The sequence below is a fragment of the Massilia phyllosphaerae genome (assembly GCF_034659755.1).
GTDB lineage: Bacteria > Pseudomonadota > Gammaproteobacteria > Burkholderiales > Burkholderiaceae_D > Telluria > Telluria phyllosphaerae.
Window position 1 is genome coordinate 1319204 of record NZ_JAXSQX010000001.1, and the last position, 22076, is coordinate 1341279.

At 67.1% G+C, this 22076-nt stretch carries 18 protein-coding genes; 10 read left to right on the forward strand and 8 right to left on the reverse strand.

Annotation, left to right across the window (positions count from 1 at the left end; all coding sequences use genetic code 11):
* Positions 1 to 100: 100 nt before the first annotated feature.
* Positions 101 to 310 (forward strand): holin, encoded by a 210-nt coding sequence (locus U1H99_RS05855; protein WP_323140790.1) that lies wholly within the window; start codon positions 101 to 103, stop codon positions 308 to 310.
* A gap of 204 nt (positions 311 to 514) precedes the next feature.
* Positions 515 to 2050, forward strand: a complete 1536-nt coding sequence (locus tag U1H99_RS05860) for an SGNH/GDSL hydrolase family protein (protein ID WP_323140791.1) — start codon at positions 515 to 517, stop codon at positions 2048 to 2050.
* A 145-nt stretch (positions 2051 to 2195) separates the two neighbouring features.
* Here the strand turns inward: U1H99_RS05860 and U1H99_RS05865 are convergent, their stop codons facing one another.
* The 6 genes from U1H99_RS05865 to U1H99_RS05890 all read right to left on the reverse strand — a co-directional run bounded on the left by U1H99_RS05865 (position 2196) and on the right by U1H99_RS05890 (position 8571).
* Complete coding sequence (locus U1H99_RS05865) at positions 2196 to 3449, reverse strand: glycosyltransferase family 9 protein (RefSeq protein ID WP_323140792.1); 1254 nt, start codon at positions 3447 to 3449, stop codon at positions 2196 to 2198.
* Complete coding sequence (locus tag U1H99_RS05870; protein WP_323140793.1) at positions 3446 to 4009, reverse strand: D-glycero-alpha-D-manno-heptose-1,7-bisphosphate 7-phosphatase; 564 nt, start codon at positions 4007 to 4009, stop codon at positions 3446 to 3448. The genes U1H99_RS05865 and U1H99_RS05870 overlap by 4 nt, the downstream gene beginning before the upstream one ends.
* Positions 4006 to 4833 carry an SDR family oxidoreductase gene (locus tag U1H99_RS05875; RefSeq protein WP_323140794.1) on the reverse strand — a complete coding sequence of 276 codons (828 nt, stop codon included), beginning with the start codon at positions 4831 to 4833 and terminating at the stop codon, positions 4006 to 4008. Before U1H99_RS05875 ends, U1H99_RS05870 begins: the two co-directional genes overlap by 4 nt.
* 12 nt (positions 4834 to 4845) lie before the next feature.
* Positions 4846 to 6330: a glycosyltransferase gene (locus tag U1H99_RS05880; RefSeq protein ID WP_323140795.1), complete on the reverse strand. Its 1485-nt coding sequence runs from the start codon at positions 6328 to 6330 to the stop codon at positions 4846 to 4848.
* Between the two features lie 12 nt (positions 6331 to 6342).
* Positions 6343 to 7341 carry a glycosyltransferase gene (locus U1H99_RS05885; protein ID WP_323140796.1) on the reverse strand — a complete coding sequence of 333 codons (999 nt, stop codon included), beginning with the start codon at positions 7339 to 7341 and terminating at the stop codon, positions 6343 to 6345.
* Positions 7342 to 7554: 213 nt separating this feature from the next.
* Entirely contained in the window at positions 7555 to 8571 is a 1017-nt protein-coding gene (locus U1H99_RS05890; RefSeq protein ID WP_323140797.1) for a hypothetical protein, read from the reverse strand.
* Positions 8572 to 8905: 334 nt separating this feature from the next.
* Between U1H99_RS05890 and U1H99_RS05895 the strand changes: the two genes are divergently transcribed.
* The 6 genes from U1H99_RS05895 to U1H99_RS05920 all read left to right on the forward strand — a co-directional run bounded on the left by U1H99_RS05895 (position 8906) and on the right by U1H99_RS05920 (position 14357).
* On the forward strand, positions 8906 to 9163 hold the full coding sequence (locus U1H99_RS05895) for a KGG domain-containing protein (protein WP_141834558.1): 258 nt from the start codon (positions 8906 to 8908) through the stop codon (positions 9161 to 9163).
* Between the two features lie 244 nt (positions 9164 to 9407).
* A complete protein-coding gene (locus U1H99_RS05900) occupies positions 9408 to 9746 on the forward strand; it encodes a hypothetical protein (protein ID WP_323140798.1) in 339 nt (112 codons plus the stop codon).
* Between the two features lie 34 nt (positions 9747 to 9780).
* Positions 9781 to 10905 (forward strand): M14 family metallopeptidase, encoded by a 1125-nt coding sequence (locus tag U1H99_RS05905; RefSeq protein WP_323140799.1) that lies wholly within the window; start codon positions 9781 to 9783, stop codon positions 10903 to 10905.
* Positions 10906 to 10917: 12 nt separating this feature from the next.
* Positions 10918 to 11394: a CYTH domain-containing protein gene (locus U1H99_RS05910; RefSeq protein ID WP_323140800.1), complete on the forward strand. Its 477-nt coding sequence runs from the start codon at positions 10918 to 10920 to the stop codon at positions 11392 to 11394.
* Positions 11391 to 12557, forward strand: coding sequence for a serine hydrolase domain-containing protein (locus U1H99_RS05915; RefSeq protein ID WP_323140801.1), 1167 nt, complete (start codon positions 11391 to 11393; stop codon positions 12555 to 12557). Before U1H99_RS05910 ends, U1H99_RS05915 begins: the two co-directional genes overlap by 4 nt.
* A 45-nt stretch (positions 12558 to 12602) precedes the next feature.
* Positions 12603 to 14357: an FAD-dependent oxidoreductase gene (locus U1H99_RS05920; protein WP_323140802.1), complete on the forward strand. Its 1755-nt coding sequence runs from the start codon at positions 12603 to 12605 to the stop codon at positions 14355 to 14357.
* Between the two features lie 137 nt (positions 14358 to 14494).
* Here the strand turns inward: U1H99_RS05920 and U1H99_RS05925 are convergent, their stop codons facing one another.
* The gene (locus U1H99_RS05925; RefSeq protein WP_323140803.1) at positions 14495 to 15751 is read right to left on the reverse strand and encodes a DUF2863 family protein; all 1257 of its coding nucleotides are present in this window, start codon (positions 15749 to 15751) and stop codon (positions 14495 to 14497) included.
* 250 nt (positions 15752 to 16001) lie between these two features.
* On the opposite strand from U1H99_RS05925, the gene U1H99_RS05930 reads away from it, so the two are divergent.
* Together U1H99_RS05930 and U1H99_RS05935 are read left to right on the forward strand one after the other, a co-directional pair.
* Complete coding sequence (locus tag U1H99_RS05930; RefSeq protein WP_323140804.1) at positions 16002 to 18314, forward strand: TonB-dependent receptor; 2313 nt, start codon at positions 16002 to 16004, stop codon at positions 18312 to 18314.
* Between the two features lie 141 nt (positions 18315 to 18455).
* Positions 18456 to 19133, forward strand: a complete 678-nt coding sequence (locus U1H99_RS05935; RefSeq protein ID WP_323140805.1) for a Fe2+-dependent dioxygenase — start codon at positions 18456 to 18458, stop codon at positions 19131 to 19133.
* Positions 19134 to 19326: 193 nt separating this feature from the next.
* On the opposite strand, the gene acnA is transcribed toward U1H99_RS05935, so the two are convergent.
* A complete protein-coding gene (gene acnA / locus U1H99_RS05940; RefSeq protein WP_323140806.1) occupies positions 19327 to 22035 on the reverse strand; it encodes an aconitate hydratase AcnA in 2709 nt (902 codons plus the stop codon).
* Between the last annotated feature and the right edge of the window lie 41 nt (positions 22036 to 22076).

The window sequence follows — 22076 nt, forward strand, 5'->3', positions numbered from 1 at the left end:
TTAAGTGTTCTAAACTCAATTGAGTTTAGTGTTCTTGACGTTGATCAGTTTAGAGTTCTATACTCTATGTCAAATACTACACTTTTGGAAGGGGGAGGCCATGAATAAACCGGGCATGCCGGAAGTGGCAAGCTATCTCGCAGGCCTGGTCTCGATCGGCGCCTCGCTCACGCTGACCGACGTCGGTGCCGTGGTCGGCATCGCCATCGCCGTGGCGGGTTTTCTCGCCAACACCTTTTTCACTTACCGCCGCGACCGGCGCGAGCAGCGCGAAAGCGATGCCCGGGTGGCGCGCATGAAAAAGCGATAATGACCAAAGGGGAATAGTCGCTCGTCAATAAAGTTCTGCTGTGATACAAGTTCCAGCCGCTTCCTCGATCCAGCGCAAAAGTCGGCCTTGGTAACGTCTTGTTGACGCGACAGTGGCTCGCTAGGCTACTGCCTGCTGTCGAGGCTGCCTTGGGGGAGGCAGGGCGGCCAACCATGACAATACGAGACAATCGAGGAGCCACACATGGAACCATTGCTGCCGTCCCTGTTACCGACCCCGCGGTCAAGCACGCGCCGCCGGCGCGGCTTCCTGACCGCCGTCCTGCTGGCCGCCGCCGGCATGTCGCTGCCGCAGCTGCCCGCTATCGCCCAGTCCGTCCCCTGGAGCGCCGAGCAGTGGGTCGGCACCTGGGGCACCGCGCCGGCCGGGCCGCCGCTGGCGGCGCAGACGCAAAGCTTCAGCAACCAGACCCTGCGCCTGACCGTCCACACCAGCATCGGCGGGCCGCGCGTGCGCATCCGCATTTCCAACGAACTCGGCACGACGCCGCTGCGCATCGGCGAAGCCCACGTCGCCCGGCGCCAGGCCGGCGCCGCCATCGTCGATGGCAGCGATCGCCCGCTGACCTTCAGCGGCATGCGCTCGATCGTGATCCCGCCGGGCGCACCGGTGCTGTCCGATCCGGTCGACCTCGACGTGCCGGCGCTGTCCGACCTGGCCGTCAGCCTGCACCTGCCGGACACGGTGCAGGCCACCACCATCCATGGCTCGGCGTTCCAGACCAATTACGTCTCGCTGCCGGGGAATTTCACCAACGCCGCCACGCTGCCGACCGAGCGCACCCTCACGTCCTGGCCCTTCCTGACCGAAGTCGACGTCAACACGCCGGCCAATGCCGCCATCGTGGCCCTGGGCGATTCGATCACCGACGGCTCGAACACGACGATCGAAACCAACCGCCGCTGGCCCGACCTGCTGGCACTGCGCCTGCAGACCACGCGCGACCGGGTCACGAGCGACCGGGTCACGAGCGACCGGGTCACGAGCGACCTGGTGTCGGCACCGAACGGCATCGCCACCATGCTGGCGCCGAATGCGCGCCTGGGCGTGGTCAACCGCGGCATCGGCGGCAACCGCCTGTTGCGCGACCCGGGCGAGCAGCCGTTGTTCGGGCGCGCCGCGCTGGCCCGCTTCGACCGCGACGTGCTGGCCACCGCCGGCGTGCGCTACCTGATCGTCCTGATCGGCATCAACGACATCGGCCATCCCGGTACCGGCACCATTCCGGCATCGGAAGCGGTGAGCGCACAGGACCTGATTGCCGGCTACCGCCAGCTGATCGCGCGCGCCCATGCGAAAGGGATCGCAATCTATGGCGCCACGCTCACGCCCTTCGAAGGCACGGTCTTCCCTGGCTATTACACGCCCGAGAAAGAGCAGGTGCGCCAGGCCGTCAACAACTGGATCCGCAGCGGCGACGAATTCGATGGCGTGATCGATTTCGAGCGCGCCGTGCGCGATCCGGCCCACCCGACGCGCATGCTGCCGGCGTACGACAGCCGCGACCACCTGCATCCGAACGACCTCGGCATGCAGGCGATGGCGAATGCGATTCCGCTGACGCTGTTCCGCAGCGTGGGGTTCGGCGCGGGTGCGGGGGCGGGCACGAACGCGGCCGGTGCCGGCACTACGAGTGCTGGGGACAGGACTGGCACTGCCGCTCCTGTAGCCCCTGCCGTGCCTGCCGTGCCTGCCGCCGCACAGCCGGCGCTGCGCTGAACTCAGCGCGCAGCGGGGAACCGGCAGCCCAGCAGTCCAACGGTCCGGCTGCCCTGCGGCCCAGCAGACCGGCCGGCCAGCAGCCCAATGGCCCGGCAGGAATGCGCCCGGCAGTCGCATGACGGGGCGGCATAAGTGCTGCCGATCAGCCGTCGTCCGCCGGCACCGTCGCCTCGGTCAATACCGTGGGTGGCTCGGCAGCGCCCCGCCGCAGCAGGTCGAGCACCGCCGCGGCCACGCGCCGCGGCGTCACGCCCGCCAGGCAGTCATGATGTCCTTGCGGGCAGGTACTCTTGAAACAGAAGCGGCAGGGCACGTCGTGGAACAGCACCCTGCTGCGCGTGCCCCAGGGCGTGTGCTGGGGATTGGTCAGCGCATACAGGTCGACCAGCGGCGTGCCGACCGCGGCGGCGATATGCGCCGGTCCGCTGTTGTTGGTGACGGCGACTGCGGCCATCCGCAGCGCCGCGCCCAGTTCGCCCAGGCCGAGCCGGCCTGCCAGCGTCGGCAGTGCCGGCAGCGGCAGGCCGGCGCGGCGGCGGATGTCCTCGACCAGATCCACGTCCGCCGCGCTGCCGGCCAGTACCAGCGGCACGTCGGTCGCCGCTGACAACAGCGCGATCGCCTGCGCCCAGTGGCCGGCCGGATAACGCCGCGAGGCGGCGCTGGCGCCAGGGTGCAGCAGGATCCAGGGCCGGCCGGGATCGATGCCGGCGCCGCGCAGGCGTTCGATGGCCGCGGTGCGGTCGGCTGCGCGCGGCACGAAGGAGAGGCCGAGGTCGCCGGGTACGCAGCCGACGTGGCCGACCAGGGCCAGCTGGCGCTGTACTTCATGGCGCACGGTGGTTGCGGGTTCCGGGTCGGACACCCAGTCGCTCAGCAGGCGATAGGGATTCTCGCGGCAATGGGCCAGGCACAAGGGGATGCCGGCAAGGTGGCACAGCAGTGCCGCCGGCAGCGCACTCTGGGTGTAGGTGCTGAAGATCACGGCGGCATCGAAGGCGCGCGCGGCCAGGGTGTCGACCACGGCCAGGGCGGCCTGGCCGGTCCGGCCTATGGCCGCCGCGCCTAGGCCGGGGTTGCCGAAACTGGCGGGGCTGCCTAGATGGTCTGGGCTGCCGGGGCCGCCGGAGAAGCCGGTAGCGGAGGCCTCATCAATCGGATCGCTGGCAGCCCCCTTCATCCATGGCGCCGCATGCACGATGACGTCGTCGAGCTCGGGAATGAAAGGCAGCGCCGCAGCCCCCGCAGCCGAGCCCAGCAGGGTTAGCTTGCGCCCCGGCAGGGCGGCGCGCAGCGCCCGCAGCGCCGGCGTGCACATCAGCAGGTCGCCGAGCGAATCCAGGCGCACGCACAGGATGCGGCGCGCCGACCGCCAGCCGGGATGGACGGCATTCATGCCTGCTCCGCGTGGCTGGCGATCAGCACCGCCGCCGTGTACAGGTCGGGCGCCATCCGGGTCGGGATGCGGCGCGGGCCGAGCCGCCATTCGGTTTCGTTGCCGTTGTCGAGCAGGATGGTGCGGCAGCCGGCGCGGTTGCCGGCTTCGACGTCGTGCAGGATGTCGCCGACCATCCACGACGCGCGCAGGTCGATGCCGTGTTCGTGGGCCGCTTTGAGCAGCAGGCCGGGCATCGGCTTGCGGCAGTGGCAGTCGTGGGTATAGGCGGCCACGCTGCCTTCCGGATGGTGCGGGCAGTAATAGAAGCCGTCCAGGCTCAGGCGCTCGCGGAACAACAGGTCGTGCAGGCGGTCGGCTACGCCGTCCAGCGCGCTTTCGGGAAAGCGGCCGAAGGCGACGCCGGCCTGGTTGCTGACCACGAACAGGCGGTAGTCGAGCCGGGCCAGCAGCCGCAGCGCGGCACCGGCGCCGCTGCACAGCGTGATGCGGCGCGGTTCCACGTTGTAGGGCAGGTCGTCCACCAGCGTCCCGTCCTTGTCGATAAAAATGGCCTTCATGGCCACGAGGTTTCCTGCATCGGCAGGATCGTGAGTTCGGGGATCACGCTTTCGCGCGGCAGCAGCAGCACCTGGCGGATGGCAAGGGCAACCGTGGCCGGGTCCTGCAGCCGGGCCGGGTCGAGATCGGGAAAACGGTCGAGCAGGAAGGGTGTGCGCATGCCGCCGGCGACCACCGCCGTGACCCGGATATCGTAGGGGCGCAGTTCCGCGTGCAGCGCATGCGACAGGCCGAGCAGGCCCCATTTGCTGGCATGGTAGGCGCTGGCATTCGGCCAGGCGCGCTTGGCGGCGGTCGAGGCGACGTTGACGATGTCGCCGGGCGTGGCGCTCGCGCGCATGTGCGCGGCCGCGTGCTTGGCCAGCAGGAAGGGGCCGTTCAGGTTGGTGTTGATGACGCGCAGCCATTCCTGCTCGGACAGTGCATCGATCGGCAGGGTGACGTCGGTGCCGGCATTGTTGACCAGGATATCGAGCCGGCCCAGCCGGTCGACGGTGCGTTCGATGGCGGCGTGGGCGGTGGGTGGGTCGCCGACGTCGAGCGTGAGCGCTTCGGCACGCACGCCGTAGCCGCGCAGGATGGCCAGGCTGGCCTGCAGCGGCTCGGTCCGCAGGTCGGCGGCCACGATGTCGGCGCCGGCCTGGGCCAGCGTGGCGGCGAGGGCAGCGCCCAGGCCGCTCGCGGCGCCGGTGACGAAGGCGACCTTGCCGCGCAGGTCGGCGGCACCGAAGGCGGCTGCCTCATGCGTGCCAACCTCGGCGGCGGCAAAATCACGCGTGGCGGGCTCGATTGCAAAGGCGTCGGTGACGATGGGTTCTGCCATGCTGGTGTGCTCCTAGGGGTGGGTCATGGGGATGGGGGCGCAGGCCTCGGCCAGCACGTCGGCATACACCGCCGCTGCCTGCCGGGCGACGATGCGCCAGGTGTAGTGCTGGCCGGCGCGGCGCAGTCCGGCTTCGCCCATGGCGCGCGCCAGCCCGGGATTGCGCTGCAGCGTGGCCAGGCGCGCGGCCACCGCCTGCGGGTCGCGCGAGGGGACGAGGTAGCCGGTGCTGCCGTCGACCACGGTGCTCTTGATGCCGCCGACTTCGGCGCCGATGACCGGTCGCGCGCAGGCCATTGCCTCGACCGGGGTGATGCCGAAGGGTTCGTACCAGGGCGTGGTGACGAACACGTCGGCCGCACCGTAGTAGTGGCGCAGCGCGTCGCGCGGCTGCTGGCCGACGAAATGGACGTCTGGCTCGATGCCGAGGTGACGCGCCAGTGCTTGCAGGCGCGCCAGTTCCGGCGCGTCGCGTCCGCTGCCGCTTGGCCTGGCGCCTGCAGGCTTGCCGGCGCCTCTGCCCACAGCGTCGCCCGCAGCGCCACCGGCATTGCCACCGACCACCAGCAGCCGGGCATCGATGCCGTGGTGCGCACGCAGCAGCGCGATGGCTTCGATCACGGTGTCGACACCCTTGCGCGGCACGATGCGTCCCAGTTGCAGCACGGTGAAGGGCGCGCGCTCGACGCCGAGCAGGTTGCGCGCCGCCGTCCGCTCCATCGGCCACAGTTCGTCCGGGTCGAAGCCGCAAGGCACGACCGCGATGCGTGCCGGACTGGCGCCATATAGTCTCTCCATGTCCTGGCGGTCCTGGCTGCATTCGGCGATGATGCGGTCGGCATCCTGCATCAGGGTGTGCTCGATGCGCACGCGTGCCGGCGGAAAGGCGTCGGCCGCACCCTGGGCCAGGCGGCGTACCTGGCCCAGCGCATGGAAGGTGATGACGAACGGAATGCCGAGGGTCTGCTTCAGGTGGCGCGCGACCATGCCGGACATGAAGAAATTGGCGTGGACGATGTCGTAGGGCGCGCCCCCGTGGCGCGCATCGCGTTTGATGAAGCGGGTGACGAAGCGCGCGAAGGCCTCGATGTAGGGCAGCATCTGCTCCTTCGGCACGTGGTGCGCCGGGCCGGCTGGAACATTGATTACGCGCACCCCGTCGTGCCACTGCACGACCTGTTTTTGCCCGATCGCGTCGCGCCGCGTGAACACGTCGACCCGGTGCCCGGCCCGCGCCAGTTCGCGCGCCAGCTGGGCCACGTAGACGTTCTGGCCGCCGCAATCGATGCTGCCGGGTGCCGCCAGCGGCGATGCGTGGTCGCTGACCAGGGCAATGCGGCGCCGCGTGCCGAGGGCGTCGGGCGCTTCCAGGCCGTCGGCCAGGGCCGGCGCCGCAGTCTTCGTCCCAGTGGGCAGGACAGTGGGCAGCGCAGCGGGCAGCAAGGTGGACACGGCGGCGGGTGGATTGGCGGCGAGCGCGGGATCGTCGATTTTCATGGCTGGCCCTGGCTAGCGGGTGACGTGGCGCAGCGCGGCGTCCCAGTCGGCGCCGAAGCGCGCGATCGAGAAGCGCTCGAGCGCGGTGCGGCGGCCGGCGGCGCCGAGGCGTTCGGCCAGGCCGCGGTCGCGCAGCAGGGCGCGCATGGCATCGGCGAGGCGCCGCGTGTCGGTGACGGCGACGCCGGAGACGCCGTGGGCGATGACGGTCGCCATCTCGGCCGTGGCGAGGGCGACCACCGGGACACCGGCCATCATGGCCTCGATCGTGGACAGGCTGAGGCTGGAATAGCGGACCGGGCTGAACAGGAAGCGGTAGCGCGCCAACAGCGCCGGCAGTTGCGGGTGGTCGACCTCGCCGATACCGCCGAGTTCGCTCGAACCCATGCCGACCAGGTCGAGAGGTATCTCGGTGCGCAGGGCAGCGAACAGGTCGGCGCCCATGCGGCGGCCGCGCCGCGCCAGGTGGTTGGTGACGACCAGGCCGTGCTCGATGTCGCCGCCGTAGCGCACGCCTTGCGGCAGCGCGACGCCGTGCTCGATCACGCGCGTGGGCGTGCGGCCGCTGTCCCACATCAGCGCATTGAAGGGCGTGACATGGACCAGCAGCACGTTGGGATCGTCGACCGGATGGCGCGCGTCGGTCGGCCAGACCGTGGCGCCGGCGCCGCTGCCGGCGGCGCGCCCTGGTGACATGCCCGGCAGCAGGCCCGGCGGGTCGTGTTCGAGGTAGATGCGGGGCAGGGCGCGCTGGGCCGGCGTGAGCAATTCGTACTGGTCCTTGTGCCAGTGGTGGTCTTCCTGGAACAGGATGCAGTCGAACTCGCGCTCGCGCGCCTGCGCGGCCGGCAGGTCGTGCACGTTGGGTCCGAACGGGAAAGGGCCGCCGCGGCCGCCATAGCCGGGCGGGCGGCCGGGACGGGCCAGCACGTGGAACTCGTGCGGCGCATGCCCCAGGTAATACAGGTAGCTGCCATGCGTGTGCCAGGTGAGCACGTTCAGGCGGCGCATGGCGGCTCCTTCCCGGCAAGGGGCAAGGATGCGGCAAGTGGCTGCGCGTCGCGGTGATGAAGCATAGTGGGCTCGCTGTCGGCGATGATGTGATCGGTTCGACCAGCGAGCGAATGGCAGGGTTCCGGTGGCGGTTGCCGGTTTGAACCTGCATCAAGAAAAACGGCGCCGGTCCCGAAGGGCGGCGCCGTGGAGGCGGGAACTAACTGCACTTTACTTGCGCTTGAAGCCGGTATCGTCGTCCATATTGCTGTCGCCGGCCAGGCGGTTGGCGAAGCCCGGGCTGCGCGGGTAGCCGCCGGCGGCGTCGTTCGACTTATGCACGTCTGCGGTGCCGGCCTCGCGGCCGTCGGCGCCGGTCTGCGAACCGGCGCGGTCGGTGCTGGCGCCGGTATTGCCCGGCGAGCGCGGCAGGCCGCCGGCCACGTCATTCGATTGGTGCACGCCGCCAAAGTCGGCTTCCTGGTTGGCGCCGGCACGTGAACCGGCCACGCCTTCCTGGATGTTGCCATGCTGGGCTTCCTGGCCGCCGCCTTGGGACGACTGCCCTCCGGATTGGGGACCGGCCTTGCCGCCGCCGTTGGTGCTGAGGTCGCCCTGGCTGACCGGGGCGGCCGACTGGCGGTTGCCCATCGAACCGCTCATCTGGCTTGCCTGCTGCTGGCTGAGCGGGCCGGCCATGCCGCCGCCGCGGGTGTCGCCCTGCATGTTCAGGTTGCCGCCACGCGGGCCGAGCGAGCCGCCCTGCAGGTCCGGCTGGGCCGTGCTTTGCGAGGGCAGGCTGCCGCGCACGTCGTCGCGGCGCATGTCGCGTTGCTGGTTAAGATTCACACCGCTGTCGTGTGGGCGATGTCCGACCGGCTGTTCCAGCATGCCGTAGGCCCACGACTTCTGTTCGGCCTGGCGCTGGTGGCTGTCGGTGATGCCCTGTACCGGGCCGGAGCCGCCGTTGATCTGGGTTTCCATCGAACCGCCCGGAATGCCAGAATCGTCGCCGCTTTCGCGGCCGCCCATGCCGCCCGGGGCTGCACCCGGACCCATGCCGCTCTGCTGCGTGCCCATGATGTCGCGTTGCTGGTTGCCCTGCTGCTGCACGCCCAGCCCCTGCGGGTAGGTGTGGTCGAGCGGGGCGCCGTTCTCGGCACTCTTGCCGGTTGCGCCCGCCGTCCATTTTTCGTTGGCGCCGTTGTTGGTCTGGTTGTTGATTTCGCTGCGTTGGTTCGCGTCCATGGTCGCGTCTCCTTTTCAATCGGATGAGTGCAGGGCTGCGCCCCGCCTGATAGGGACATGATGCGCTTTCCGGCACGCGTCCAGTATAGGAAGACGTTGTCGCTGACTGTAGGAGAAATACTGACGAGTTATTTACTACTGGAAGTAGATTTCGTAAGTGCATTTTCTGTCTCTCATTGTCCTACAAAGTCATCTGAAATACTCCTATAGTGTCACCCATACGAGCTGCATAAGATGATTCCCACCGATCGCTCAACGGTACTTCACCGGCGGCATCGGGCAACGCCTGCCGCAGGACGCGGCGGTTTTTCCAGCAACGCGAGGAGAGAAGAGCATGGCATCGAACAACCAGGGCAACAAACAGAGCGGCGGCACCAAGAATCGCGGTTTCGCATCGATGGACCCGGAGCGTCAGCGCCAGATCGCCAGCGAGGGCGGCAAGGCGGCGCACCAGAAGGGCACCGCACATGAATTCACCTCGGAAGAGGCACGCCGTGCAGGCAGCATGAGCCATGGCAACCGTCAATCGGCATCGGCTTCGGGTTCCGCATCCGGATCCTCACGCAGCTCGTCGAAAGGCAACAAGCAATAATGCGTACAACGGACGGGAGAACGGCGGCGGCGCCGTCCTCCCGCAAGCAGGGCCTGTACGTCAAACGAAAAGGGAGGAGCGGATTGCCCCTCCCTTTTTGCATTTCTTTCACACAATTCCGATATGGGATGGGGTAGAATCTTTGCGCCTTTTTAACCATATTTCCTAGGGATTCGTCGTGAAATCTGCGGTCATTCGCCAAGTAAAGAGCATGTCCATGTCGTGCGACCGGGTTGGCAACCTTTTGCTCGTCAAGTTCTCCAACCAGGGCAGCAGCGACGTCTGCGTATTCGTCCCGGCATCGATCGTGTTCTGGCTGCTCAAGCACCTGCCGATCAACCAGGATCCAGCCCTGCAGGCGCCGCCGGCCGGTCCGCAGATCACGCAGATGGATTGGGATAGTCCCAACGTCCCGCGTGCGTCCACGGTGAATTGCAAGGTATTGCCGGGCAAGATCAGCATGACCTTCAACCTCGATCGCAAACCCGACCTGACGGTGGTCCTGGACCGCGGCAACGTCGAGCTGATGCGCCAGATCATGCTGGCGTACGCGAAGGATTTGATCGATCTCGAAGCGCAATAAGTACCCGTTAAGCACGCGCAACCAAGGAACAGCCATGGCCATCAAAATCAGCCAATATTTCGACGCCGGCGCGATCGACGTCGTGCAAGCGGAATCGCCGGACCGCATCGACCTCAAGCTGCGCAAGGATTCGCACGCCGACATCCACCAGTGGTTCCACTTCCGCCTGCAAGGCGCGCGCGGCCAGGCCTGCACGATCCGCTTCCTGAACGCGGGCCAGGCCACTTACCCGAAAGGCTTCGAAGGCTACCAGGTGGTGGCGAGCTACGACACCGAGAACTGGTTCCGGGTGCCGACCCGTTTCGACGGCCAGGTATTGAGCGTCGAGCACACCCCGGAACTGGACAGTGTGTATTACGCCTATTTCGAGCCCTACACCTGGGAACGCCACCTGCGCCTGCTGGGCGAAGTCGCCGAGAACCCGATCGCGCGCGTGCACGACATCGGCACCACCGTCGATGGCCGCGACATGAACATGGTAGTGATCGGCAATCCGCAGGCCGAGAAGAAGATCTGGGTGATCGCCCGCCAGCATCCGGGCGAGACGATGGCCGAGTGGTTCGTCGAGGGCATGATGGATGCGCTGCTGGACAATGCCAACCCGGTCGCGAGGAAGCTGCTGCAGCGCGCCGTGTTCTACATCGTGCCGAACATGAACCCGGACGGCTCGGTGCGCGGCAACCTGCGCACCAATGCGGCCGGCGCCAATTTGAATCGCGAGTGGATGGAACCGTCGCGCGAGCGCAGCCCGGAAGTGCTGTGCGTGAAGAACAAGATCCACGAAACGGGCGTCGACATGTTCTTCGACATCCACGGCGACGAAGCGCTGCCCTACAACTTCGTGGCCGGCTGCGAGATGCTGACCGACTTCACGCCGGAACGTGCGGCGGCCCAGAACGCCTTCATCGAGCGCTACATGGCCAGCAGCCCGGACTTCCAGAACAAGATCGGCTACGCGGCCAGCAAGTACAACGAGGAGCTGCTGACCCTGGCCTCGAAGTACATCGGCCACACCTTCAAGTGCCTGTCGCTGACGCTGGAAATGCCGTTCAAGGACAATGCCGACCTGCCCGACCCGCAGGTTGGCTGGAACGGCGCGCGCAGCGTGGCGCTCGGCGCGGCGATGCTGCAGCCGATCCTGCAATCGCTGGACGACTGAGCGGGGGCGGGCATGGGCATCGAGATCGAACGCAAATTCCTGCCCGCCGACGATGGCTGGCGCGGCCTGGGCCAGCCGACGCTGATGCGCCAGGGTTACTTGTGCTCTGACCCCGAACGGACCGTGCGGGTTCGCATCGAGGGCGAACGTGCCGTGATCACCATCAAGAGCAAGGTCACCGGCGCCAGTCGCGGCGAGTGGGAATACGACATTCCGGTGCCCGACGCCGCCGAGCTGCTGGAACGCTTGTGCGAGCAGCCGCTGGTGGAAAAGACCCGCCATCGCATCGACTATGGAGGGCACGTCTGGGAAGTCGACGAGTTCGCGGGCGAGAACGCCGGCCTGGTCGTGGCCGAGATCGAACTCGGGTTTGAGGACGAAGCCTTCGACAAGCCGGACTGGATCGGGCGCGAAGTCACCGGCGACAAGCGTTACTACAATTCCAGCCTGATCCGCTCGCCTTATTCGCAGTGGAAAGATAAAGCATGATTCGGATCACGCGGCGCGCCGTCCTGTTAACGTCCTTATTGACAGCGATAGCGCCGGCCGCGCTGGCTGCCGCATCTACCGCCGCCGCATCTACCGCTTATTTTCCGCCGCCTGCCGAGTGGGCTCGCAAGACCCCGGCCCAGCTCGGCGTCAACGGCGCCAAGCTGGCCGAAGCGATCGCCTTCGCGCAGTCCCACGAAACCGAACGCGAGCGTGACTTTTCCGACCAGCGCAAGACCTTCGGCGAGCCGCTCGGTTCGCTGCCGTCGCGGCGTGCGCCGACCAACGGCGTGGTGATCTACAAGGGTTACGTGGTGGCCGAGTTCGGCGATACCCATTTCGTCGACCCGACCTATTCGGTGGCCAAGAGCATGCTCGCCACCGTCGCCGGCGTGGCGCTGCGCGACGGCCGCATCGCCGACCTCGACCAGCCGGTGGGGCATACCGTCAGGGATGGCGGCTACGCATCCGCGCAGAATGCCGCGGTCACCTGGAAGCATCATCTGCACCAGGAGTCAGAATGGGAAGGCAGCCTGTGGGGCAAGAACGCCGACTTCATCGGCCATGACGCGTTTGGCGCCGGCGAGCGCAAGCCGCGCATGCTGGGTGCGCCGGGCAGCCATTTCGAGTACAACGACGTGCGCATCAACCGCCTGGCGCTGTCACTGCTGCGCGTGTTCAACAAGCCGGTGCCGGACGTGTTCCAGCAGGAAGTGATGGACCCGATCGGCGCCTCCGCTACCTGGAAGTGGGTACCGTACACCAACAGCTACGTCGAGATCGACGGCCGCCCCATGGCCTCGGTCAGCGGCGGCACGCGCTGGGGCGGCGGCATGTGGATCGATTCCTGGGACATGGCGCGCTTCGGCTACCTGTGGCTGCGCGGCGGCAACTGGAACGGCCGCCAGATCCTGCCGCCGGACTACGTCAAGGCGGCGCTGCGCCCGAGCGAGCACGGACCGGACTATGGCTATCTGTGGTGGCTGAATACCAAAGGCAAGAACCTGCCTGGCCTGCCGGCCAGCGCTTATGCCGCCCTCGGTGCCGGCAGCAACGATATCGTGGTCTCGCCCGAGCACGACCTGGTCGTCGTGTGGCGCTGGCACGCCGGCAATACGGCCGAGTTCGCGAAACGCGTCATCGCAGCCTTGCCAAGACAGTAATCTGGTTTAGGATGGTCGGATCACTTCCCACGGAGGCGGTCCACCATGTCGATTTCCGAATTCCTGCCTGAAGAACATCGCTCCGCGGTCGACCTCGCGACGCGCGGTCACCAGATCTATCCCGTACTCGGGGGCGAGGATATCCGCCGCATGCAGCGCTTTGCCGTGCCGCGTCGCTGGCACGACGGCGACACCGTGTTCCGCGCCTGCGTCGATTCGCCCGGCATGCTGGTGGTGCTGGCCGGCCACCTGCTGTGCAGCCGCACCGATGCGCTCGGCAAGCGGGTCGAGGTGGTCGAATACGGCCCCGGCCAGTTCAGCGGCGAGGTGGCGGTGCTGTCCGGGCGGCCGCCGCTGGTGGACGGCGTCGCCGTGGGCGAGCTCGACACGCTGGTGCTGGACGCACCCTCGCTGCGCGCGCTGCTGATGGCCGAGGCCGAGCTGGGCGAGCGCCTGATGCGCGCCTTCATCCTGCGCCGGGTGCGCCTGATCGAGGAGCAGCCGGGCGGTCCGATCCTGGTCGGCCCAAGCGGGCATGCCGGCCTGTTCGACGTTGAGAATTTCTTGTCGCGCAACGCCTACCCCTACACCCGGCGCGATCCGGCGCTCGATGCGGAAGCGGCGCAGTTGGTGCGCGACCACTGGCGCACGGAAGCGGACTGGCCGCTGGTGGCGCTGCCGGACGGTTTCGTGCTGCGCAACCCGAGCCTGGTCGAACTGGGCCGCTGCCTGGGCACGCTGCCGCGCATCGACCGCGACAAGGTGTACGACGTGCTGGTGGCCGGCGCCGGTCCGGCCGGGCTGGCGACCGCCGTGTACGCGGCCTCGGAAGGCCTGTCGACGATGGTGCTGGACGCGCGTGCCTACGGCGGCCAGGCCGGCGCCAGCGCGCGCATCGAAAACTTCCTCGGCTTCCCTACCGGTATTTCCGGGCGGGCGCTGGCCGGGCGCGCCTACGTGCAGGCGCTCAAGTTCGGCGCCGAGATCGCGATCCCGGCGCGCGCCGTGCGCCTGCTGTGCGATGCGCGTCCGATCAGGGTGGAAATGGATGACGGCACCTGCCTGCGCGCCCGCACCGTGGTGCTGGCATCCGGCGCGCGCTACCGCAAGCCGCCGCTGCCCGATCTCGAGCGCTACGAAGGCCGCGGCGTGTATTACTGGGCGTCGCCGGTCGAGGCCGGCCTGTGCCGCGGCCAGGAAGTGGTGCTGGTCGGCGGCGGCAACTCGGCCGGGCAGGCCGCGGTGTTCCTGTCCGCCCACGCCGCCAAGGTGCACCTGATGGTGCGCGGGCCGGGCCTGGCGGCGACCATGTCGAGCTACCTGATCGAGCGCATCGCGGCCAGCGCCAACATCGAACTGCACACGCACATGGAGGTGGCGGCGCTGGAAGGCGACGACGGCGGCCTGGTGCGCGTGCAATACCGCGCACGCCGGGACGGCACCCTGCACAGCTGCGAGACACGCCACCTGTTCCTGTTCATCGGCGCCGATCCGAACAGCGACTGGCTGGACGAGTGCGGCGTGACGCTGGACGACAAGGGCTTCGTGCTGACCGGATTCGATGCCACCGGCGAGCATGCGCGGCGGGCGCTGGAAACCAGCGTGGACGGGGTGTTCGCGGTGGGAGATCTGCGGGCCGCTTCGACCAAGCGGGTGGCGGCTGCGGCGGGGGAGGGGGCGGCTGCGGTGGCGCAGATTCATGCTTATCTGGCGGAGCAGGAGAAGGAGGCGGAACGGAGCGAACGGGTCGAGCGGATTGAACAGACCGGGCGGATCGTGCAGGCCGAGCGGCAAACCTAGCCCCGCGACCTCAAAACGTCACCCCTGCGAAGGCAGCACGTAGGGTGGGCACCCCGTGCCCACGCGAACGTTTGCATGACGCCAGCTTCCGCGTGGGCACCGGGTGCCCACCCTACGCGTTGGAACTGAGCCTGTCCTCAGTGAAAATGCTCATTCCCCGCCGGCGTATCCTCCGGCATCTCCGCATGCACCAGCTCGCCGCTCGGGTCGGCGAACAGCGGTGCCCCGCAATCGTCGCAGTACTCGGCCACATAGCGTTCGCCGATGCGCTTGACGTGCGTGATGCCGACCTCGTTGAGGTGGCTGACGATCTCGTCGAGCGGCGCCAGCGGACGTTCGCCCGGGGCCGGGCCTTCCATCGGCGTGCCTTCCTCGTCTTCCTGGCCGTACAGCGGCCAGACGATGCCGTAGACGACGTCGGATTGCTGGCGCAGGGTGAAGCCGACGCGGTATTCGTCGACCTGGGTGTCGCTGGCTTCGTCGCCGAAGCCGGCCACGACGGCGCGCAGGTCGCCCGGTTCCACGCCCAGCGTGTGGGTGAGGTAATGGACGGCGGCGCGGATCGAGACCGGGCGGATCAGCTTGTCGGCTTCGCGGCAGGCCACGTAATACGCTTCCGGCAGCAGCAGCTCGATGCCGCAGCCCGGCAGCAGGCGGCCGATGCTGGGGGCGGCCTGGGCGCGCCATTGCTCGAGCGCGGCGTCGCGCACGGCTTCGAAATTGACCTGGTGCTGCGGCTCCTGCCAGCGGAACAGCGGGGCGCCCTGCGGGGCGACCACGGCGGCCAGCAGGTAGCGCGTGTCGGCCAGGAACTGCGAGGTGTCCGGACCCGGCGCGGCCGGCTTGACGCCGCCGTTCTTGCCGTTCTTGTGCGCGGTCTGGGCCAGCTTGTGGGTCAGCGCATAGGTTTCGGCATGGGTGCGCGGCAGCTGGTCGATCGAGTACAGGGTCGGGGCCAGCGCGACTTCGGTGCCTTCGGCCAGCAGGTGGGCCGACAGGTGGGCACCCAGGGTGCCGAGCACGTCGCCCGGAATGGTGCCGGAGGCGATCGCGAAGCGGGTCCAGGCCAGCACTGGCGCCGCGACCAGCAGGGTCTGCCATTGGGTTTCGCCGCCGTCTGCCTGTTCGGTCATGCAGGAAGACTCGCTGACCGCTTCGACGCAATCCATCAGCACGTCGTAGGCAGCGAGGTCGCCCTTGAACAGGACGTTGAGCGCGCCGTCGATGCTGTCCTGGTGGTTCGTCTTCAGGAGCTTCTGCAGCTGCGAGTCGAGGTTGCGCTCCCAGGTCCGTTCTTCAACGCGGCTGGCCGCCTGCACGATGGCTTGGCTGATACTGACGAGACGCTGGCTTTCTGCCGAGAGTTTGGGTGAATCTTTGGAGGGGCGACGCATAGCGCTTGGGAGTCTCTTCGGTAAATTGATGTGGTGAGATCGGGGGTCCGGTCAATCATGATAAACCCATATCCCCGGTATTGTAGTTGATTCGGCCATATGCCAGTAACGCACCGGCAAGTTCGCAATGATTGAAGCGGCTCTGCTGCTCATCGGCGCTTGTCAAACCGTCCAACAAGAATCATAATGCGAATCGTTCTCATTTTCTTTTAGCGCCGAATGGAGAGAAACGGCGCCGACCTCGACCACAATGACAAGCCATAACAAGACCGCGGCACCACGCAACGCCTTCATCAAGAGCCGCAAGCACGGCGCCCCACTGCCGGCCCCGGCACTGGCCATGCTGGCGACGCTGGCCCTGCCGCTGGCGGCCCAGGCGGCACCCGACCTCGTCATCGACCAATCGATCCCGACCGTGCAGGTGACCGGCGCCAACAGCCAGGCGGCTGCCTCGGCCAACCAGAAATTCACCGCGCCGCTGCTGGATACCCCGAAATCGGTCACCGTGGTCCCGGCCGAGATCATCGCCCAGACCGGCGCGGTGTCGCTGACGGACGCGCTGCGCACCGTGCCCGGCATTACTATCGGCGCCGGCGAGGGCGGCAACCCGGTCGGCGACAACCTGTTCATCCGCGGCTACAACGCCCAGACCGACACCTATGTCGACGGCATCCGCGACGCCGGTTCGCAGTCGCGCGAGATCTTCAACCTGGAGCAGGTCGAAGTGGTCAAGGGACCGAATTCGGCCTACGGCGGCCGTTCCTCGGCCGGCGGCGGCGTCAACCTGGTCAGCAAGACCGCGCAGGCCTACGACTTCAACAGCGCCTCGGTCGGCATCGGTACCGACAAGTACAAGCGCGTCACCGCCGACATCAACCGCAGCATCGGCAGCGACAGCGCCTTCCGCCTCAATGTGATGGGCCACGAAGCCGATACGCCGGGCCGCGATGTCGTCGGCGGCAGCCGCTGGGGCGTGGCGCCGACCGTCACCTTCGGCCTGAACGGCCCGACCCGCGCCATCGTCAGCGTCTACCATCTCACCACGCACGAGATCCCGGACACCGGCATCCCCTTCAACAACCCGTTCAGCAGTGGCAGCAACGTCGCCCGCAACGGCGACGGCCGCCCCTGGAACGTCGACCGCAACACCTTCTACGGCCTGGCCAATCGCGATTTCCGCGACACCAAGAGCGATGTCGGCACGGTCGACCTGCGCCACGAATTCTCGAAAGCCGCGGTACTGCGCAACGTGACCCGCTACGGCCGTTCGCAGAACGACTACGTCTGGACCCAGCCCGACGACTCCAAGGGCAACACCGTCCTGTACGGCAACGTCTGGCGCCGCGCCAACTCGCGCGCCACCGAGACCGCCACCGCCGCCAACGTCACCAGCCTGAGCGGCGAGCTGCAGGCCGCCGGCATCAAGCACAGCTACAACGCAGGCGTCGAATTCTCGCGCGAGCGCACCGACCGTGCCGCCTACGTGTTCACGCCGGGCACCAACAACCCGCTGACCAAGACCTTCACCTGCCCGACCTCGGGCGCGGCCACGCTGTACAACTGCACCACGCTGGTCAACCCGAACCCGAACGATCCTTGGGTCTACACCCGCACGCTGTCGCCGACCCAGACCAGCGTCGAGACCACGACCAAGGCGGCCTACGCCTTCGACACGGTCGAGTTCACCCCGCAGTGGCTGCTGAACCTGGGCGCGCGCTTCGACGATTTCGACAGCAAGCTGTATACCCCGGCAGCGGGCACCGCCACCGCCGTCCGCGCGCACGTCGGCAGCACCTTCTGGAGCACCCAGGCCGGTATCGTGTACAAGCCGGCCAGCAACGGCAGCATCTACCTGTCCTACGCCACCTCGGCCACGCCGCCGGGCAACGACGGCGGCGACGGCCTGGACGGCCTGACCGTGCAGGTCCAGAACCTGCAGCCGCAGCGCAGCAAGAACTGGGAACTGGGCACCAAGTGGGACGTGATGCCGGGCGGCCGCCTGTCGCTGAGCGCCGCCCTGTTCAAGAGCGAGCTGAACAATGCCCGCGTCACCGCACCGGACGGCACCACCCAGAACGTCGGCCGCAGGGAAGTGAAGGGCGTCGAGCTGGGCTTCTCGGGCAAGGTCACGCAAGCCTGGACCGTGTTCGGCGGCGTTACTTACCTGGATGCGGTGGTGGCCGACAACGGCTACCTGAATACCGCCGCTTCGGGCCAGCCAGCCGTGTATGCGCCGTCGCCGTACAACGGCAACCAGTTCCCGACCACGCCGAAGAAGAGTGCCACGCTGTGGACCAGCTATGCGATCAACAAGGACTTCACGGTCGGCGCCGGCCTGTCGTCGATGGACCGCGTGTACGCCAACGTCAACAACAACAAGTTCGCGCCGGGCTACACCCGCTTCGACGCGATGGCCAGCTACAACGTCAACCACGACCTGTCGCTGCAGCTGAACGTGCAGAACCTGGGCGACAAGCTGTACTTCGACAAGGTGTCGTCGCCGCACTACGCCGGCGTGACGCCGGGCCGCTCGGCGAGCTTGACCGCTAACCTGAAGTGGTAGGGTGGACGGGTTCCCCGTCCACGCGTCGATTGTTGGCGGCTCCGCTATCGTGCACCACATCCGCACCAGCGCGTGTCACCGCGTGGGCGGCATAGCCGTCCACCCTACGCACACAGGCGTTCTTATATTGAGGATCGCATCATGATGCTGCATATCCCCGGCGTCCTGAGCCCGGAACAGGTGGCGCAGTGCCGTACGCGCCTGCGCGAGACGGACTGGGTCGACGGCCGCCAGAGCGTCGGCAGCCAGGGCGCCCAGGTCAAGCGCAACCGCCAGCTGGCCGAGGGTTCGCCGCTGGCGCTGGAGCTGGGCGGGATCGTCAGCACGGCGCTGATGGCCAATCCGCTGTTCTTCTCGAGCGTGCTGCCGCTGCGCATCCTGCCGCCTTACTTCAACGGCTATGCCGGCGGCGAGCATTACGGGCCGCACGTCGATGGCGCGATCCGCGCGCAGCGGGGCGGGGCGGCAGTACGCGCCGACGTGTCGTGCACGGTGTTCCTGTCCGATCCGGACGAGTATGACGGCGGCGAGCTGTCGGTGGCCGACGCCTACGGCGCCCACGACGTCAAGCTGCCGGCCGGGGATGCGATCGTGTACCCGTCGACCAGCGTGCACCAGGTGATGCCGGTGACGCGCGGCGAGCGGCTGGCGTCCTTCCTCTGGGTGCAGAGCATGGTGCGGGATGACTGGAAGCGGTCGATGCTGTTCGAGCTGGATGCGAATATCCAGGCCTTGCGGGCGCAGCATGGCGACGGGCCGGAGATGGTGGGGTTGACTGGGCATTATCACAACCTGCTCAGGATGTGGGCTGAGACGTAAGCTCCAGTCGATAACGTATGAACGTCGCCCCTGCCTTCGCAGGGGCGACCTTGTGGAGCTGGCAATATAAAAAGGGCTGGAACCCTCACAGGTTCCAGCCCTTTTTGCGTTTGCCGCTGAGAACCGGGGTCAGAGCCCTAACTGAAAAACCGGGCTCTGACCTCTCCCGCCGAAGCGGGCAGCGAACACCCTATTACGCAGCCAGCAGCTGACGCAGCACGAACGGCAGGATGCCGCCATGCTTGTAGTAGTCGACTTCGATCGGGGTGTCGATACGCAGCAGCACCGAGGTTTCCTTGATGGTGCCATCCGCGCGGTGGATCACCAGCACGGCTTGCATCTGCGGACGGATTTCGCCTTCCAGGCCCTTCAGGTCATAGGTTTCGTTACCGGTGATGCCCAGGGTCTCGACGCTGTCGTCGGCCAGGAACTGCAGCGGCAGCACGCCCATGCCGACCAGGTTGGAACGGTGGATACGCTCGAACGAACGGGCGATCACGGCCTTCACGCCCAGCAGCTGGGTGCCCTTGGCGGCCCAGTCGCGCGAGGAGCCGGTGCCGTACTCTTCGCCGCCGAAGATCATCGTCGGGGTGCCTTCCGCGATGTACTTCATGCCGGCATCATAGATCGACATCTGTTCGCCGCTCGGCTGGTGGATGGTGATGCCGCCTTCGACTGCGGAACCGTCGGCCTTCGGCGGGATCATCTTGTTCTTGATACGCACGTTGGCGAAGGTGCCGCGCATCATGATCTCGTGGTTGCCGCGGCGCGAGCCGTAGGAGTTGAAGTCGGCCTTGAGCACGCCGTGCTCTTTCAGGTACTTGCCTGCCGGACCGTCTTCCTTGATCGAACCGGCCGGGGAGATGTGGTCGGTGGTGATCGAGTCGCCGAACACGCCCAGCGCGCGGGCGCCGGTAAAGCCGGCGGCGCTGGCTTTCGGGGTCATCTCGAAGTCGCTGAAGAACGGCGGCTCGGCGATGTAGGTCGACTCCGGCCAGTCATAGACCTGGCCCGACACCGACGACACGTTTTCCCACAGCGCGCCCGGGTTGCCCTTGACGTCGGCGTAGTTGGCCTTGAAGACGTCCGAGTTCATCGCGAACTTCATCAGGTCCTGCACTTCCTGCGAAGTCGGCCAGATGTCGCCCAGGTAGACGTCGACGCCGTCCGCACCCTTGCCGACCGGCTCGGTCATCAGGTCCTTGTTGACGTTGCCGGCGATCGCGTAGGCGACGACCAGCGGCGGCGAGGCCAGGAAGTTCGAGCGGATGTTCGGGTGGATACGCGCTTCGAAGTTACGGTTGCCCGACAGGACGGCGGCGGCGATGATGTCGTTCTGGGTGATCGCGGCGTTCAGTTCCGGGGTCAGGTCACCGGCGTTGCCGATGCAGGTGGTGCAGCCGTAGGCAGTCACGCCGAAGCCCAGCTTGTCCAGGTAAGGCAGCAGGCCGGCGGCGGTCAGGTACTCGGTGACCACGCGCGAGCCGGGGGCCAGCGAGGACTTGATGTGCGGAGCGACGGTCAGGCCCTTCTCGACGGCCTTCTTGGCCAGCAGGCCGGCGGCCAGCAGCACGCTCGGGTTCGAGGTGTTGGTGCACGAGGTGATGGCGGCGATCAGGATGTCGCCGTTCTTCACGCGCACGCCGTTGGTCGTTTCGTAGACCTTGTTCAGGTCGTCCGGGCTCTTGTTGAAGCCGTTGGCGGTGGTCGGCTTCGAGAACAGGTCGGTGAAGGTCGACTTCATGTTGCCCAGTTCGATACGGTCCTGCGGACGCTTCGGACCGGCCAGCGACGGGGTCACGGTCGACAGGTCGAGGTGCACCACGCGGGTGTAGTCGATCTCGCCTTCCTGCGGCACGCCGAACAGGTTCTGGGCCTTGAAGTAGTTCTCGAACGCGGTCAGTTCTTCTTCGGTACGGCCGGTGCCGCGGAAGTAGTCGACGGTCTTTTCGTCGACCGGGAAGAAGCCCATGGTCGCGCCGTATTCCGGTGCCATGTTGCCGATGGTGGCGCGGTCGGTGGTCGACAGCGAACGGGTGCCTTCGCCGAAGAACTCGACGAACTTGCCGACGACTTTTTCCTTGCGCAGCAGTTCGGTGATGGTCAGGACCAGGTCGGTCGCGGTGCAGCCTTCGCGCAGCGAACCGGTCAGGTTCACGCCGATCACGTCCGGGGTCAGGAAGTAGACCGGCTGGCCGAGCATGCCGGCTTCCGCCTCGATGCCGCCCACGCCCCAGCCGACCACGCCAACGCCGTTGATCATGGTGGTGTGCGAGTCGGTACCGACCAGGGTGTCCGGGTAGTACATCGAACCGTTCTTCATGACGCCGCGGGCCAGGTACTCGAGGTTGACCTGGTGGACGATGCCGAAGCCCGGCGGCACGACGCCGAAGGTGTCGAAGGCCTGCATGCCCCACTTCATGAACTGGTAGCGCTCGTTATTGCGCTGGAACTCGATCTTCATGTTCAGGTCGAGCGAGTCCGGGGTGCGGAAGTGGTCGATGGTGACCGAGTGGTCGACCACCAGGTCGACCGGCACCAGCGGCTCGATCTTCTTCGGATCGGCGCCGGTCTTGGCGGCGACGTTGCGCATGGCGGCCAGGTCGGCCAGCAGCGGCACGCCGGTGAAGTCCTGCAGCACGACGCGGGCGACGACGAACGGGATCTCGTCGGTACGCTGGGCGGTCGGGCCCCAGTTGGCCAGCTGGCGCACGTGTTCTTCGGTGACCTTCTTGCCGTCGCAGTTGCGCAGCACGGATTCGAGGACGATACGGATCGACACCGGCAGGCGCGACAGGTTCACGCCCAGGGACTCGCCCAGTGCCGGCAGCGAGTAGAACTGGCCGGTCTGGCCCGCGCTCAGCGGGAGGTCCTTCAGCGTGTTAAACGTGTTGTGAGACATGAATTCTCCTTGTAGAGGATTTTGTTAACTACTTTAAAACG

Coding starts and splice junctions, on each gene's coding strand:
- U1H99_RS05855 (WP_323140790.1), top strand. CDS start 101: ATGAATAAACCGGGCATGCCGGAAGTGGCAAGCTATCTCGCAGGCCTG.
- U1H99_RS05860 (WP_323140791.1), top strand. CDS start 515: ATGGAACCATTGCTGCCGTCCCTGTTACCGACCCCGCGGTCAAGCACG.
- U1H99_RS05865 (WP_323140792.1), bottom strand. CDS start 3,449: ATGAATGCCGTCCATCCCGGCTGGCGGTCGGCGCGCCGCATCCTGTGC.
- U1H99_RS05870 (WP_323140793.1), bottom strand. CDS start 4,009: ATGAAGGCCATTTTTATCGACAAGGACGGGACGCTGGTGGACGACCTG.
- U1H99_RS05875 (WP_323140794.1), bottom strand. CDS start 4,833: ATGGCAGAACCCATCGTCACCGACGCCTTTGCAATCGAGCCCGCCACG.
- U1H99_RS05880 (WP_323140795.1), bottom strand. CDS start 6,330: ATGAAAATCGACGATCCCGCGCTCGCCGCCAATCCACCCGCCGCCGTG.
- U1H99_RS05885 (WP_323140796.1), bottom strand. CDS start 7,341: ATGCGCCGCCTGAACGTGCTCACCTGGCACACGCATGGCAGCTACCTG.
- U1H99_RS05890 (WP_323140797.1), bottom strand. CDS start 8,571: ATGGACGCGAACCAACGCAGCGAAATCAACAACCAGACCAACAACGGC.
- U1H99_RS05895 (WP_141834558.1), top strand. CDS start 8,906: ATGGCATCGAACAACCAGGGCAACAAACAGAGCGGCGGCACCAAGAAT.
- U1H99_RS05905 (WP_323140799.1), top strand. CDS start 9,781: ATGGCCATCAAAATCAGCCAATATTTCGACGCCGGCGCGATCGACGTC.
- U1H99_RS05910 (WP_323140800.1), top strand. CDS start 10,918: ATGGGCATCGAGATCGAACGCAAATTCCTGCCCGCCGACGATGGCTGG.
- U1H99_RS05915 (WP_323140801.1), top strand. CDS start 11,391: ATGATTCGGATCACGCGGCGCGCCGTCCTGTTAACGTCCTTATTGACA.
- U1H99_RS05920 (WP_323140802.1), top strand. CDS start 12,603: ATGTCGATTTCCGAATTCCTGCCTGAAGAACATCGCTCCGCGGTCGAC.
- U1H99_RS05925 (WP_323140803.1), bottom strand. CDS start 15,751: ATGCGTCGCCCCTCCAAAGATTCACCCAAACTCTCGGCAGAAAGCCAG.
- U1H99_RS05930 (WP_323140804.1), top strand. CDS start 16,002: ATGACAAGCCATAACAAGACCGCGGCACCACGCAACGCCTTCATCAAG.
- U1H99_RS05935 (WP_323140805.1), top strand. CDS start 18,456: ATGATGCTGCATATCCCCGGCGTCCTGAGCCCGGAACAGGTGGCGCAG.
- acnA (WP_323140806.1), bottom strand. CDS start 22,035: ATGTCTCACAACACGTTTAACACGCTGAAGGACCTCCCGCTGAGCGCG.